This window comes from Rasiella sp. SM2506 (assembly GCF_050859505.1).
GTDB lineage: Bacteria > Bacteroidota > Bacteroidia > Flavobacteriales > Flavobacteriaceae > Marinirhabdus.
Genome location: NZ_CP193934.1, coordinates 3,082,773 through 3,097,510, shown reverse-complemented (window position 1 = coordinate 3,097,510; position 14,738 = coordinate 3,082,773). Strand labels below are relative to the sequence as shown.

14 protein-coding genes are annotated in these 14,738 nt (G+C 37.2%); 12 read left to right on the top strand and 2 right to left on the bottom strand.

Annotation, left to right across the window (positions count from 1 at the left end; all coding sequences use genetic code 11):
* The first annotated feature begins 5 nt into the window (after window positions 1-5).
* Window positions 6-3,677, top strand: coding sequence for a phosphoesterase (locus ACQ2HF_RS13960; protein WP_432411032.1), 3,672 nt, complete (start codon window positions 6-8; stop codon window positions 3,675-3,677).
* Here the strand turns inward: ACQ2HF_RS13960 and ACQ2HF_RS13955 are convergent.
* Together ACQ2HF_RS13955 and ACQ2HF_RS13950 are read right to left on the bottom strand one after the other, a co-directional pair.
* Window positions 3,667-4,443: a hypothetical protein gene (locus ACQ2HF_RS13955; RefSeq protein ID WP_432411031.1), complete on the bottom strand. Its 777-nt coding sequence runs from the start codon at window positions 4,441-4,443 to the stop codon at window positions 3,667-3,669. The genes ACQ2HF_RS13960 and ACQ2HF_RS13955 overlap by 11 nt on opposite strands.
* A 223-nt stretch (window positions 4,444-4,666) precedes the next feature.
* Entirely contained in the window at window positions 4,667-5,161 is a 495-nt protein-coding gene (locus tag ACQ2HF_RS13950) for a Dps family protein (RefSeq protein ID WP_432411030.1), read from the bottom strand.
* Window positions 5,162-5,354: 193 nt separating this feature from the next.
* Between ACQ2HF_RS13950 and cysQ the strand changes: the two genes are divergently transcribed.
* The 11 genes from cysQ (at window position 5,355) to ACQ2HF_RS13895 (ending at window position 14,731) form a co-directional block, all read left to right on the top strand.
* Entirely contained in the window at window positions 5,355-6,137 is a 783-nt protein-coding gene (cysQ, locus tag ACQ2HF_RS13945; RefSeq protein ID WP_432411029.1) for a 3'(2'),5'-bisphosphate nucleotidase CysQ, read from the top strand.
* Between the two features lies 1 nt (window position 6,138).
* Window positions 6,139-6,573, top strand: a complete 435-nt coding sequence (locus ACQ2HF_RS13940; RefSeq protein ID WP_432411028.1) for a DUF2061 domain-containing protein — start codon at window positions 6,139-6,141, stop codon at window positions 6,571-6,573.
* On the top strand, window positions 6,570-7,190 hold the full coding sequence (gene cysC, locus ACQ2HF_RS13935) for an adenylyl-sulfate kinase (protein ID WP_432411027.1): 621 nt from the start codon (window positions 6,570-6,572) through the stop codon (window positions 7,188-7,190). Before ACQ2HF_RS13940 ends, cysC begins: the two co-directional genes overlap by 4 nt.
* An 18-nt stretch (window positions 7,191-7,208) precedes the next feature.
* Window positions 7,209-7,514, top strand: coding sequence for a four helix bundle protein (locus tag ACQ2HF_RS13930; protein WP_432411026.1), 306 nt, complete (start codon window positions 7,209-7,211; stop codon window positions 7,512-7,514).
* Window positions 7,515-7,652: 138 nt separating this feature from the next.
* Window positions 7,653-8,558 carry a sulfate adenylyltransferase subunit CysD gene (cysD, locus tag ACQ2HF_RS13925; RefSeq protein ID WP_432411025.1) on the top strand — a complete coding sequence of 302 codons (906 nt, stop codon included), beginning with the start codon at window positions 7,653-7,655 and terminating at the stop codon, window positions 8,556-8,558.
* 79 nt (window positions 8,559-8,637) lie between these two features.
* Window positions 8,638-9,894 (top strand): sulfate adenylyltransferase subunit 1, encoded by a 1,257-nt coding sequence (locus tag ACQ2HF_RS13920; protein ID WP_432411024.1) that lies wholly within the window; start codon window positions 8,638-8,640, stop codon window positions 9,892-9,894.
* Window positions 9,895-9,924: 30 nt separating this feature from the next.
* A complete protein-coding gene (locus ACQ2HF_RS13915; protein ID WP_432411023.1) occupies window positions 9,925-10,824 on the top strand; it encodes a sulfotransferase family protein in 900 nt (299 codons plus the stop codon).
* Window positions 10,825-10,828: 4 nt separating this feature from the next.
* Window positions 10,829-12,310 (top strand): oligosaccharide flippase family protein, encoded by a 1,482-nt coding sequence (locus ACQ2HF_RS13910; RefSeq protein ID WP_432411022.1) that lies wholly within the window; start codon window positions 10,829-10,831, stop codon window positions 12,308-12,310.
* Window positions 12,307-13,230, top strand: a complete 924-nt coding sequence (locus ACQ2HF_RS13905) for a glycosyltransferase family 2 protein (protein WP_432411021.1) — start codon at window positions 12,307-12,309, stop codon at window positions 13,228-13,230. Before ACQ2HF_RS13910 ends, ACQ2HF_RS13905 begins: the two co-directional genes overlap by 4 nt.
* Window positions 13,223-14,110, top strand: coding sequence for a sulfotransferase family protein (locus ACQ2HF_RS13900; RefSeq protein ID WP_432411020.1), 888 nt, complete (start codon window positions 13,223-13,225; stop codon window positions 14,108-14,110). The genes ACQ2HF_RS13905 and ACQ2HF_RS13900 overlap by 8 nt, the downstream gene beginning before the upstream one ends.
* Before the next feature lie 48 nt (window positions 14,111-14,158).
* Window positions 14,159-14,731, top strand: coding sequence for an acyltransferase (locus tag ACQ2HF_RS13895; RefSeq protein WP_432411019.1), 573 nt, complete (start codon window positions 14,159-14,161; stop codon window positions 14,729-14,731).
* Window positions 14,732-14,738 lie beyond the last annotated feature (7 nt).

Below are 14,738 nucleotides of genomic sequence, written 5' to 3'. Positions count from 1 at the left end.
CTGTTATGAAAAAAAATTATATCACGATACTCGGGTTGTTTTTTGTAATGGTATTTCAATCCTGCGCCATCCGCGGAATTATGCTGGATGAAAAACGAGCTGATACTGCTACGTACGATTCCACTAAAGTCGCAAATTCATTTTTTATAGCTGGAAATACGTATAAGAACGATCCGGCTTTTACTTCAGGTTTTAATAAAATAGTGCTGGGAAGTCCTTCTAAAGAAAAACGGTTATTGTTTATTGGTAACAATATTAACGGCAAGGATTCTCTTTCGGTAACAGCAGATTTAGATGCTAAAATTCAGCAAATTAAATTACTGAATGCCAAAACGAATATTATCCCCGGACATTTTGAATGGCGTTACGATAAACTGAATGGTCTCGAATTTATGGAGGATTATCTGGAAAAAAAACTACAATCTGAAACAGATTTTTTAACTCCTAATAATGGATGTCCGCTGGAGAGTATAGAGATTGTCGAAACTATCCAACTCCTGGTCATAGACTCGCAATGGTATCTAGAAAATTGGGATACCCATCCTAAATTTAACGATAAATGCCAGATTAAAACCCGGGAGAAACTACTTGCCGAAGTACGAGGGGAAGTTAAAAAAAACGCTAATAAAATTATTTTAGTGGCGATAACGCATCCTATTTTTACGAACGGATTTCACGCTGGTAGATTTTCGTTTCGGGATCATATTTTTCCGTTGCAAGGAAATATTCCGTTACCAGGAGTTGCTACATTATTGGCTCAAATACGTTCGCAGGGAGGGACTTCTGTGCAGGATAGATTCAATAAAAGATATAATGAATTGGCTTCAGAATTAAAAGATATCTTTAATGAGCCAGACCATAGGATTCTTTTAATTTCAGGACTGGAACAAAACCTTCAGTATATAGAACAAGATCCTTTTAAACAAATAGTTTCCGGCGGTGGTTCCGAAACAAAACCTGTAGGCATAAGTGATAATGGTATTTTCTCTTACGGCGGAAATGGGTTCGCAACCGTTGACGTCTTAGAAGATGGAAGCGTCTGGACCTCATTCTATGCTACTTCAGCTACAAAAGATGCCGAAGTACTCTTTAAGCACAAGGTTTTTGATGCGGTTAAAAAACCCGACTTAGATTCCATTCCGTCAAAATTTCCTGCCTATGTAGAAGCTTCGGTCTATGATGAAGAAGCAGTTAAAAAAACCGATTACTTTCAATCGTTTTGGGGACAACATTACCGCCAGGTATACGGTACTAAAGTGAAAGCCAGAACGGCTATACTGGATACGTTATATGGAGGTCTGGAAGTGGTACGTCCTGGTGGCGGGAACCAGACTAAATCGTTGCGGGTTGTTACCAAAGATGGGAAAGAATACAATATGCGGGCACTTAAAAAGAGTGCGGTTCAGTTTTTAGAGAATACCGCTTTTAAAGGAGTGAATGGTGAAAAATATTTTACCAATACCGTTCCCGAAGAATTAATTCTGGATTTTTATACAGCAGCGCATCCCTACGCAGCATTTGCGATCCCGGAAATAGCAAAGGCCGCTGAGGTTTTCTACACCACACCAGAACTCTATTATGTGCCTAAACAAGAGCTATTGGGGAACTATAATGAGGAATATGGCAACCAGCTTTTTATGATCGTAGAACGTCCTACCGAAGATTTTAAAAACCGAAAGAGTTTTGGGTATCCGGACGATGTAGAAAGTACAGACGATTTGCTGGAAACTTTGCGTGATGATGAAGAGTACACAGTAAATGAAGAAGCGTACATAAGAGCCCGTATTTTCGATATGCTTATTGGAGACTGGGATCGTCATAGCGATCAATGGCGTTGGGCAGAGTTTGAAAATGAAAATGGCAAAAAGGAATTTGTACCAATACCTCGTGATCGCGATCAGGTGTTTGCCAATTTTGACGGGAGTTTTTTAAATGCCCTTAGAAAAATTATGGGAGCTGCAAATCAGTTTGGCGTTTATGGCGACGATATTAAAGATGTAAAGTGGTTTAATGCAGCAGGGAGCAAGTTGGACCGGGCGCTAATTAAAAGAAGTGACAAAACCGTTTGGATGGAACAAGCAACCTTTTTACAAAATGCTATTACCGAAGAAACCGTCGACAAAGCATTTAAGAATATCCCGCCAGAAGTACAGGACACAACCATTTCAGTAATCAAAAATCACCTTATCGCTCGAAAAGCAAATCTTAAAAGTATTGTAGAAAGATATTATACCGAATTTATGAAGTTCCAAATGATCACAGGAACCGATAAAGATGATTATTTTGATATTATTCGTGCTGCAGATGGAACTACAAAAATTACAGCCTACAGGATTAAAGAGGGTGAAAAAGGAGCACAACTCTTTGAAAGAACTTTTAACAGCGAAGAAACTGAAGAAATCTGGCTGTATGGTTTGGATGATGATGATACTTTTAAAGTAACAGGGATAGCTAAAAAAGCAATCTTAATCAGGATTATTGGCGGACAGAATAAAGATACCTATGCTATTGAAGAAGGTAGAAGGATTAAAATTTATGATAGAAGAAGTAAAAATAACGACATTGTATCGAAGGGGGGAGCTCATTTTAGATTCACCAATTTTTATGAAGCCAATCTGTATAACTATATTAAAACACCAAAGGAAAAAAGTTCCTTTGCTATAAGCCTAGTAAATAACCCGGACGTTGGGAATGCCATTGGCTTAAGCTTCTTAAAAGACAAAAACGATTTTATTACAAATCCGTTTGGCAAAAGAACCGCGGTCACTATAAACTACCAAACCATTACACAAGGTTTAGCCATAGATTTTGAAAAAGGGTTTGCGGCTATTTATGGGGATATAAATTTGGTGCTGGGAGGCAGCTATACTTCCAAAAATTATACGGAAAATTTCTTCGGTTATGGAAACGATACCGAAAATTTTGACGAAGAGTTAAGTTTGGACTTTAACCGCGTAAATCTTAGTTATATCAATGGAAGCATTGGTTTGGAGCGGGATTCGGATTATGGGAGTTTGTTTGAGTTGAAGTTTGAAATAGAAAGTGTGGAAATATTTAGAAATGGAGATAATTTTTTCAACCAGCAATTGACCAAAGAATCTGGAGTGCGGCGGTATTTTGCAAAACCTAATTTTACCTACACCTATGAAAATTTCGATAATAAGCTTATTCCTACCAAAGGGATGTCTTTTATTGCAAATATTGGGGGCATGGATGCTTTTAACAGCGAAGACCTCACAGGGTTCTTAAAAAGTTCAGTTACATTTTATAACTCGTTATTAAGCAATAAAAGGTTGGTATTAAAAACGAATGCAAGTACTCATTTGCTCGTGGGAGATAATCCTATGTTTTATCAAAGTCCGCAACTGGGAGCTGCTACGGGATTACGTGGGTATAGAAACGAACGCTTTACAGGACAGCAAAGCTTCTTGGGTAATGCAGACATAAGCTATCGTTTTCAGCAAATGAAAACCTTCTTGTTTCCAGTTACTTTTATCGTGTATGGAGGATATGACATAGGTCGTGTATGGGTAGAAAATGATACGAGTACTAACTGGTATAGCTCTTATGGAGGTGGATTGTATGTACGGTGGACAGATGCTATTAAAGCAAATGTAAGCACTTTTTATGGAGACGAAGGAGTACGATTACAGTTTGGACTCGGATTTACTTATTAAGTTGAAATTCGTACACATTACCCCCTAAAATTCCATTTTTTTCATCGGCAATGTAGAGCGTGTTTGCATCTTTAAAAGAGATGCTTTCTTTTTGCGAACGATGCTTAAGGTCTATTTCCTCGATACTTCCGCTGAAAAAGTCATCTTTTTTATAATCTTTCAGCAGCCATAATTTAGCATTACTCAACAGCACAATCATTCCCGTTTCAAAATTTACCGTTGCGCTGGTTATGCGGCAATTGGTTTTATTGTCGCAGGTTTTATAGGTGCTTATAAGTTTTGCTGTATGGTGGCCTAGCGTATCGGGCAGCTTGTATACCTTTACAGTACCATCGAAGTGGGAGCTTCGGTTTTTGGTAAAAAGATAAAAGTGATTGTTGAGATGTATAAAACTTTCTACATCAAAATTGCGCTCTTTTTTCTTGGGTGGGAATTCGGTTTGATCTTCGTAGTTAAAAGTAGTGGTAAAGACTGTAATAGGTTTCTTTTCTTTGGTAATACTAGGAATTTTGTAAATAGCTAGGTCTTTTCGTTTGTTGTTATTGTTGCCAAAATCGCCAATGTATAGGTTGCCTTTAGCATCTGTAGCCATATCTTCCCAGTCTTTGTTTTTTATTCCGTGTAGAGGTATAGTTTCTTCAATAGTTTGAGACGTAGGATTAAAACCAAACAACGTTGCCGAGGTATGCGAATCTGAAATTGCCCAGATAAGATGGCTCTGCGGAATGGTCTCCATACCACTAATCTCTTCGAGGGAAGCAGACAAAGAAGCTACAATCTTCAATCTACCGAAGTCTTGACAACTGCTAAAAGTAACCGATAAAAAAAGAAGAAAAACGGAGTAGCGCATAGGTTGATTATAAATCCCTTTGTTATACTGAGCGCAGTCGAAGGGGGTGAGTTTTCTTATAGCATATGTATTTGACTGCGCCCAGACAGACCTCTAGGTATAAAGTCTTTTTTCTTTTTTGTAATGAAACACCAGAATTTTATTTCACTTCAGGATGTGTCTCGCTGGTTTGCATTGCCCAGGCGTCCAGCATCCAGCTTGTTTTTTCAATAGTACCTATATAGGCACCTATCATATCTATGGTTCCTTCATCACCTGCCTCATTGGCCTTTTTAATAACAAGTCTCAATTGTTCTAAAATGGCTCCGTGATCTTTTAATAAGGTTTTTACCATATCTATATCTTTCATTTCTGAAGGTGATTCCTTTAAGTTTGAAATTTTCAAATAATCTGAATAGTTACTTACTGGCTGAAACCGTAGTGTTAAAATACGTTCGGCTATTTCGTCTACCTTCAACTTTGCATCATCGTACATTTCTTCAAATTTTATATGAAGATCGAAAAAACTTCTGCCTACGATGTTCCAGTGAAAATTCCGAAGTTTTTGATAGTACAAATGGTAATCTGCCAGAAGGGTATCCAATTCTTTTGCAGTAGCTTTTATTTTATCTGTATCTAAATTTAAGTAATTCATATATAGTTATTTATAATTTTTATACACAAAGATACCCTGCCTTTTATTGACAGCCAACCTTTGTAGTGAGTTTGGATTTTTTTTAACTGAAATGGGAATGGTTTTAAGAAACAGCTAAGAGTTCATTTTTGGAACAGATGGCTCCCTTTTTTCTATTTTTAATAGTAGTTTTACGCCCAACAAAATTTAAGCTTTGAAAGAACTACTTATTACCGCTATAAAAGCAGCAATACAAGCTGGTAACGAAATTATGAAAGTGTATGCCACAGATTTTAATGTGGAGCATAAAGGAGACGATTCGCCATTAACCTTAGCAGATAAAAATGCAAACGATGTGATTAATTCATATTTGCTGAAAACCAACATTCCCATAATTAGTGAAGAAAATAAGCAAACAGACTATTCAACGAGAAGAAATTGGGACCAATGTTGGATTGTAGATCCGTTAGATGGTACTAAAGAATTTATTAAAAGAAATGGTGAGTTTACCGTAAATATTGCACTTATTAAAAACGGAAAGCCCCTTTTAGGAGTTATATATGTTCCTGTTTCTAAAGAACTTTATTTTACCAATTCGGTAGGGTCTAAAAGCCATAAGCATATTGTTGAAGATGAAACGATTCAGATTCGTGAACTACTTGAAACAGCCCAGGAAATAAAACCTTTAGAAAACAAAAACCCTCCCATAAAAGTTGTGGGAAGCAGGTCTCATTTAAACGATGACACAAAGAATTTTATAGCAACACTTCAAGGAGAGGTGGAGATTGTAAGCAAGGGAAGTTCTTTAAAGTTTTGTTTGGTAGCCGAAGGAAAGGCGCATCTGTATCCAAGGTTTGCCCCAACCATGGAATGGGACACCGCTGCAGGACACGCAATTTGCCAGGCAGTAGGGGTGCAAGTGCTAAAAACAAAATCTGGAAAAGCTTTAAAGTACAATAAGAAAGACCTGTTGAATCCGTATTTCTTGGTAGAATAATATGAGCGACACTTCCTATAAAAGGCATATAGCAAAAACAATCACTTGGCGCCTCATAGGAACCCTGGATACTATTTTGCTGTCGTGGTTAATTACAGGAGATGCATTTGTAGGTTTAAAAATTGGTCTGGTAGAAACTGTTACAAAAATGGCTTTGTACTTTTTTCACGAGCGAGTTTGGTATAAGATTAATCTCTCCAAAAATGGTCGTATTTTAGCGAGTAGAAAACGTCACCTTGCAAAAACATTCACTTGGAGAGGGGTTGGAACGTTGGACACCATATTAATTTCGTGGATTATAACTGGTAATCCGCTAACAGGTCTTAAGATTGGTTTTGCAGAAGTTGTTACCAAAATGGTCTTGTACTATTTGCATGAACGAGCGTGGTATACCATAGATTTTGGACTAGAAAAAAGAAGAAATAACGCCGCATGAAAAATATAGTTCCACATCATTTCAGTATTTCTAAGGAGCAAAGAACCCAACAAAAGGGTCATGGAGCATTTTTGATATGGTTTACGGGGCTTTCAGGTTCTGGAAAATCTACTATAGCCAATGCGGTAGAAGAAGCACTCTTTAAAAAGAACATTCATACCTATACTTTAGACGGAGATAACGTGAGAAAGGGATTAAACAATAATCTCTCTTTTTCGCCAGAGGATCGTACCGAAAACATTCGCCGTATCGCTGAAGTTTCAAATCTTATGATAGATGCAGGCCTAGTAGTATTAGCAGCGTTTGTTTCGCCCTATGCAAAAGACAGAGCGAATATTAAAAACTGCGTTGGACATACCAATTTTGTACAGGTATTTGTACAGACGCCTGTAGAAGAATGCGAACGCCGCGATGTAAAAGGATTGTATGCTAAGGCTAGAGCAGGAGAAATCACTAATTTTACAGGTGTAAATGCGCCATACGAGGCACCCGTTGCCCCAGACGTTCAAATAAATACTATTGAAACCACTGTTGAAGAAGCTGTTGTTATAATCATGAATTGTATTGCGAAAAGACTTGGTCGGGAATCGGGAATCGGGAATCGAGAATCGAATTAACAATTTAATATATACAGTATGGCTGGTAATTTTGAAGAATTGCATTGTTGGCAGGCCTGTTATAATTTGAAAATTTATTTGAAAGAAAATATTTTGACCAAGTTGCCAAAAACTGAAAAATTTGAACTTTATTCTCAAATTTTACGTGCAGCTCGTTCTGCAACTGCTAATATAGCTGAAGGTTGGGGGAGATACCATTATAATGAGAACATAAACTTCTTAAGATTTTCAAGAGGTTCCGTTGCCGAAATTTTGGATCACAGCATTGAAGCTAAAGATTGTAATTATATAGATTTGGAAACTTTAAAAGAGATTCGTTTATAGACCGAAAAGAGCATTCAATTAATTAATGGCTATATAAGATATCTAAGAAAAAGGAATGACGAGAAATAAACATACTATCAAGGGTATCAATTGAGATCAACAAGTGAACGAATCCCGAATTAGCAAATTAACAATACAATGGGTAAGTATTATTTAAATTATTTAGACGAGTTAGAATCGGAAGCTATTTACATCCTTCGTGAAGTATGGGCACAGTTTGAAAATCCTGTGATCTTATTTTCTGGCGGAAAGGATTCTATTTTAGTAACACATTTGGCACGAAAAGCTTTTTATCCGTCAAAAATTCCGTTTCCATTAATGCACGTGGATACGGGGCATAATTTTCCTGAAACCATCCAATTTCGAGACGACTTGGTAAATTCTTTGGGTGTAAAACTAATCGTAGGTTCTGTTCAGGAAAGTATAAACCAGGGACGTGTGGCCGAAGAACGTGGTAAAAATGCAACTAGAAATGCATTGCAAATCACAACCCTCTTAGATGCTATTGAAACAAATCGTGTGGACTGTGCCATAGGGGGCGGACGAAGGGATGAAGAAAAAGCACGTGCTAAAGAACGTTTCTTTTCACATCGTGACGATTTTGGACAATGGGATCCTAAAAATCAGCGGCCAGAGTTGTGGAATATCCTAAACGGTAAGCATTTTGAAGGCGAGCATTTTCGGGCGTTTCCAATTAGTAATTGGACCGAAATGGACGTTTGGAACTATATACTAAGAGAAAACATTCGTATTCCATCACTGTATTACGCTCATGACAGAGATGTGGTGTGGCGACAAGACTCTTGGATTCCTGTGTCAGAATTTCTGAAATTGGAAGAAGGCGAAAAAGTGGAAAATAAAAAGATACGTTTCAGAACCTTGGGAGATATTACCATTACCGGCGGAATTGAATCTGACGCCGACACCCTCGAAAAAATTGTAGCAGAAGTTTCAGCAATGAAACAAACCGAACGCGGCAACCGAAGCGATGATAAACGAAGTGAAACGGCGATGGAGGATAGAAAGAGGCAGGGGTATTTTTAGCCCCCTAACCCCCGAAGGGGGAATTTATACAGAGAAAATAAAAACTTTAGCGCACTTATAACTTTAGGCACTTTAAACAATGAAACTAGACACCAACCAATTACTAAGATTTACAACGGCAGGAAGTGTAGACGACGGCAAAAGCACCCTTATTGGGCGTTTATTGTACGATAGTAAATCTATTTTTGAAGATCAATTGGCAGCGGTAGAAACTACCAGTAAGCGTAAAGGTCACGAAGGAATAGATCTAGCATTGTTTACAGACGGCCTTAAGGACGAACGTGAACAAGGTATTACGATTGATGTAGCCTATAGATATTTTACTACCCCAAAACGAAAATTTATTATTGCAGATACGCCTGGGCATATTCAGTATACTCGAAATATGGTTACGGGAGCTTCCACAGCAAATGCAGCGCTTATTCTAATTGATGCCCGTCACGGAGTGATTGAGCAGACCAAACGACATGCATTTATAGCATCGTTATTGCAGATTCCTCATATTATCGTTTGTGTGAATAAAATGGATCTGGTAGATTTTTCAGAAAAGGTGTACGACGATATTGTGACGCAATTTGAAAGTTTTTCTTCAAAACTATATGTAAAAGATATTCAGTTTTTACCCATTAGTGCTTTATTGGGCGATAATGTGGTAAACCGAAGCGAACATATGGACTGGTATAAAGGAGCACCCTTATTGTATACTTTGGAAACACTGCATATAAGCAGTGACCTCAATAAAATTGATGCCCGTTTTCCAGTACAAACCGTTTTACGCCCGCAATCTGAAGACTTTATAGACTATAGAGGCTATGCAGGACGTGTTGCCAGTGGCATCTTTAGACCCGGTGATGAAGTGTCGGTATTACCATCTGGATTTACATCAACCATCAAAACAATAGATACTATTGAAGGCGAGCAGGAACAAGCGTACGCACCTATGTCTGTTTCCATTACATTGGAAGACGATATCGATGTAAGCCGGGGCGATATGATTGTGAAAAAGAATAACCAGCCAAAACCAGTACAAGAATTTGATGCCATGCTTTGTTGGTTAAATAACGGTGCTGCCCGACCTCGCGCTAAATACACCATTATGCATACCAGTAACGAGCAAAAAGCAATGATTAAAGAGGTGGTTTACAAAATTGACATAAACACCTACGCTCGAAATGAGGAAGACAAAAATCTTGATATGAATGACATTGCACGTGTAAAAGTTAGAACCACCAGGCCACTTATGTTGGACGAGTACCGTGACAACCGTATTACAGGTAGTTTTGTCCTTATAGACGACGCATCCCACGAAACCGTAGCTGCAGGGATGATTATGTAAGTTTTTGGGTATCTTGCGCCCAAATTAAATGTGTTGCAAAAGAAAGCAAACATCCCCAATTTATTTATTGTTGGCGCACCTAAATGTGGTACTACATCTATGTACCAGTACCTGGGGCAGCATCCTTCTATATTTCCGTGTCCGGTTAAGGAGCCACATTTTTTTAATTTTGACAGTAAACATAGGTATTATTCTGACTTGGATACGTATATAAACCTATTCTCTACTGCTTCTGGAGCCCATGATTTTAGGATGGAAGCTTCGGTTTGGTATCTGTATTCTGAAGTAGCTATTGCTGAAATTTTAAAACTGAATCCGAACGCTACATTTATTATATTGTTGCGAAAACCAGCGGAAATGTTCCTGTCACTACACCAAGAGTTTTTGTTTTCAGGAGCCGAAGTACTGACAAACCCAATAGAAGCTTGGATTGCTCAGCAAAAACGAGAAACCAGCTTTAAATCTCAAAAAATGGATGTTACTAGCAACATGCTTCAGTATGGAAAAGTGTGCAGTCTAGGTTGGCAAGTAGCACGAGCGCATAAGTTAATTCCCAAGAGGCAGTTAAAGATTATTTTATTAGAGGATATCATTTCGCGACCTTCGGAAATATTCGGTGCTGTCTTGGATTTTCTACAACTACCTGTCATCCAACCCAATTTTCAAATATTTAATAAACAAAAACAACGTAAGTCGATATTGCTCCAAAATGTGCTGAATCAATCCTCAAAAGCAAAATTAAAAATGGGTTTTACTAAAAGTATAGGAGTAGCAGGAAAGTTAAATAAATGGAATAGGAAACAAGGTAGTTCTATATCAGAAGAAACAAAAAGAACAGTATATGATACCATAGGCACTTATTTCAATAAAGATATTGAGCTATTAGAATATATAATTGGTCGTGAACTTAATGATTGGAAGACTTTATAATAGTATGAAGCAAAAAAATAAAATACAATTGGTTTACAAATCCCAGTTTGTAAAAAAAGTAGTGCAAGGAACCTTTTGGTTAACCTTTGGTTCCGTCATGGCAAAAGGTCTCACAGCACTAGCATATTTAGTCTTGGCACGCATATTAACAGTTAGTGCCTATGGAGAATATGGAATGGTAAAAAGCACCATAGATAACTTCTTGATTTTTGCGAGCATGGGCGTTGGTCTTACGGCCACAAAGTATATTTCAGAATTAAAAGATGAGAACAAGCAAAAAGCTTCCAATATTTTAGGCGCCTCATTGGTCGCTGTTTTTGTATTGAGCTTGGTTGTTTTTCTGGTACTCCTATTTTTTTCTAACACCATAGCAACCTCAATTTTAGAAAACCCATCTTTAACTATGCCACTTATCTTAGCAGGTGGAGTGTTGTTATTTATCTCTGTAAATGGCGTGGTAAATGGAGCTTTGCTGGGATTACAGAGATACAGAAAAATCTCGGTTATAAATATACTTCAGGGATTTTTGTTATTTGGTTTATTGTCCTTAGGAGGGTATTTCTATGGTGTTGTAGGTGCTGTGGGAGGAAATTTGATAGCGATGGGGATTGTTTGTGTTATTTCATTTTTTATGTTGAAATCCAGCGTACAAAAAATTGACATGAGCATTTCTCTAAAAAAGTTTAAAGAAAGTTTAAAAACCATATACAAGTTTGCCATTCCTGCATCCTTGGGAATGCTCATTGTTGCACCGACCATCTGGATATTAAATACGCTTTTGGTAAATACCACTAACGGGTACACAGAATTAGGTATTTATAGTGCTGTTTTAGTTTTTTCACTGGCTATTCGTACCGTAAACACCTCTCTGTCCGACGCCTTGCTCCCTATGTTTTTAGATAAAAATATGGAAATAACCCCCAAAAAAGAATTTTTCAATTATCACGGGGCTTGGATTATTTGCCTAGGAATATCCCTACCTTTCATCCTTTTTCCAGAGATTGCAAGTTATATATTGGGGCAAGATTATCCAAAAAGAGAGGTTGTTTTAATCCTAGAGATGTCGGTTTTAATGACGCTTTTTTTATCTGTAAAGCAAGGGCTTTCTAGGGATTTGATAAAGAAAAATAAAATGTGGCTCAGTGTTTTGAGTACAGGGATTTTTGCTGCTACAACATTTGTATTTTTTCTTTTTTTAAAAGAGGAAGGTGCTATAGGATTTGCTATTGCTTTTCTTGTAGGCCATGCGTTGAGCATGCTTTTGGCCATCCCATTATTTATTTATCTTAAAGTAACACACGCATATAACTTTAAGAGTATTTGGTTTATTGTAATATCCATTTTACTAGGTGTTTTAATAATGAACAGTGTTTATAATGAACATATTTTGGCACGTGTTGCAGTGTCTCTTTTAGTAGTAGTTTTATTGGTGCTTAGCCTTTTAAAATTTTATAGATCTATGATTAGGTATTCAGCTGCCCTATGATGTTTACTGTTGTTATACCACTATTTAATAAAGAGCAGTTTATTCGTACTGCTATCATTTCAGTTTTACAACAAAGCTATTCAGATTTTGAACTACTAGTGATTGATGATGGTAGTACAGATGGTTCAGGAGAAATCGTTAAAAATTTTACAGATCCTCGATTAAAATATGTTAACAAAGAACACGCTGGAGTTGCCGCAACAAGGAATGTTGGAATACAAATGGCAACATCAACAACCATTGCTTTCTTGGATGCAGACGATTGGTGGGCGCCTACATTTCTTGAAGAAGCCGCAGCCGCTATTGCTAAGTTTCCTACGGAGAAACTTTTTGCCACGGGCAGAATACATGTTCTTGAGGATGAAAGAAAGGAATATAAAAATATATTTCTACCAGATGTGGGTGAAACGGCAAAAATCAACCATTACAAAGTAATTTCTCAATACCTCCCAGCTATAAATATGAGCAATGCTGTAGTACTGAAACAACATGTTGAAAAACAGGGCTACTTTGCTGAAGGAATGCAAAACCACGAAGATCATGAGTTTTGGTTGCGATTGGCGGTTGGTACTGATATTGTATTTGTAAACAAGCCATTGTCTTTTTATAGAAAAACGAGTGCTGCGTCCCAATCCCATAAAGTTTTTACGGCAAACGATTTTGAAACGTATTTAAATACCTGTAGAGAAGTACAGCTAAAACTTTCAGAAAAAGAACAAAAATGGTTTCAAACCTATTTGAATAAATTTGTAGTGTTATCCTATATTAAATATAGAAATCAATACACAAAGAACGAAACGGAACTTTTGCAAACGAAAATTGAGGGTATACTCACAGGGTTTTATTCGGTACAATATAGAATAACCAAAAGCTTCCCTAACATTAATGTATACAGAATTTTAAAACGATTGAATGACTAGCGAAAGTAGAAAAGTAAATCTGTTTGTTTTGGGTGCTATGAGAGCCGGCACTACGTCTTTTATGGAATTTATTGGCAAGCATCCAGCAATTTATACTTCGCCTATCAAAGAGCCTCATTTCTTTACCGAATCGCTTCCTAAGGAAATTTTTGAAGCCTTGCCAACCAATCATTTGAAACACTATTTTAAAAAGGAATTTCCAAAACCAATACATCGTGCGCACGTTACAGCAATAGAAGAATACCAAAAGCTTTTTAAAAATGCCACGAATCAAAAATATTTGGCGGAAGGAAGTGTCTCCTATTTGCACGCACCGCATGTAGCTTCCGAACTTCAGCACTATAATCCTGAGGCAAAAATCATTATTGTTACCAGAGACCCATTGGAGCGAGCAGTATCGCATTACCATATGAACGTAGGATTGTTTAGAGAAAAACGAAGTTTTGAAGCAGCACTGCAATCAGAAATTGAAGCCTACCATAAAAACGAACTTCCATGGTATAGTTATTTGAATATGAGCTTTTATAAAGCCACTATTTCAAATTATAGGCAACATTTTGGAGACACTATCTTGGTTATTTCGTTAGAAGACCTTGTTGAGAATACCGAAAAGACAAGCACTCAAGTTTCAACGTTTTTAGAAATCTGTCCTTTTGAAACTCAAGCTCTACCTGCACTCAACAAAAACAAGAGATTACGATTTAAAAAAGTCTTTGGTGTATTGCACTATCTAAAGTTGAAAGAGATATTATTTTCCATAGTACCATCGACGAGAAAGAGTAGTGTAAAAAATATTTTTCTTTCAGACTGTGAAAACGAAGTTAAAATGTCAACAGAACTGCGTAAAACGCTACTTGCAATCTTTCAAAAAGAGTGCTAATACCTTTCAAAAGTAGTACCTTTGCACCCAACTTTTAAAAGATTAAAATTGAAGTATTTTGCACATCCAACGGCAGTAATAGATGAAGGATGTACTATTGGTGATGATACAAAAATCTGGCATTTTTCACATCTTATGCCATCCTGTACGTTAGGACAACATTGTAATATTGGGCAAAACGTTGTTATTTCTCCAAAAGTAGTTTTGGGAAACAACGTGAAAGTCCAAAACAATGTCTCTATTTATACAGGTGTGATTTGCGAAGACGATGTTTTCCTTGGTCCTTCTATGGTTTTTACTAATGTAATGAATCCACGTAGTGCTGTAATAAGAAGAGAAAGATACACTAAAACAGTAGTTAGGAAAGGGGCCTCTATTGGCGCTAATGCAACCATTGTTTGTGGAAATGATATTGGAGCCTATGCCTTTGTTGGTGCGGGTGCCGTAGTAACTAAAGAAATCCCAGCATATGCGTTAGTGGTTGGTAATCCATCCAAACAAATAGGTTGGGTAAGTGAATACGGACATAGACTTACCTTTGACCAAAATAATATGGCGGAGTGCCAAGAATCTCATCAAAAATATACACTGGAAAACAATGTTGTTTCTAGAATTGAATAAAAAATAA

What these genes read in the sequence shown, in the direction of transcription:
- ACQ2HF_RS13930 (WP_432411026.1), top strand. Translation starts at nt 7,209, where the DNA reads ATGGCTGGTAATTTTGAAGAATTGCATTGTTGGCAGGCCTGTTATAAT.
- ACQ2HF_RS13905 (WP_432411021.1), top strand. Translation starts at nt 12,307, where the DNA reads ATGATGTTTACTGTTGTTATACCACTATTTAATAAAGAGCAGTTTATT.
- ACQ2HF_RS13940 (WP_432411028.1), top strand. Translation starts at nt 6,139, where the DNA reads ATGAGCGACACTTCCTATAAAAGGCATATAGCAAAAACAATCACTTGG.
- ACQ2HF_RS13950 (WP_432411030.1), bottom strand. Translation starts at nt 5,161, where the DNA reads ATGAATTACTTAAATTTAGATACAGATAAAATAAAAGCTACTGCAAAA.
- ACQ2HF_RS13910 (WP_432411022.1), top strand. Translation starts at nt 10,829, where the DNA reads ATGAAGCAAAAAAATAAAATACAATTGGTTTACAAATCCCAGTTTGTA.
- ACQ2HF_RS13960 (WP_432411032.1), top strand. Translation starts at nt 6, where the DNA reads ATGAAAAAAAATTATATCACGATACTCGGGTTGTTTTTTGTAATGGTA.
- ACQ2HF_RS13900 (WP_432411020.1), top strand. Translation starts at nt 13,223, where the DNA reads ATGACTAGCGAAAGTAGAAAAGTAAATCTGTTTGTTTTGGGTGCTATG.
- ACQ2HF_RS13920 (WP_432411024.1), top strand. Translation starts at nt 8,638, where the DNA reads ATGAAACTAGACACCAACCAATTACTAAGATTTACAACGGCAGGAAGT.
- cysD (WP_432411025.1), top strand. Translation starts at nt 7,653, where the DNA reads ATGGGTAAGTATTATTTAAATTATTTAGACGAGTTAGAATCGGAAGCT.
- cysC (WP_432411027.1), top strand. Translation starts at nt 6,570, where the DNA reads ATGAAAAATATAGTTCCACATCATTTCAGTATTTCTAAGGAGCAAAGA.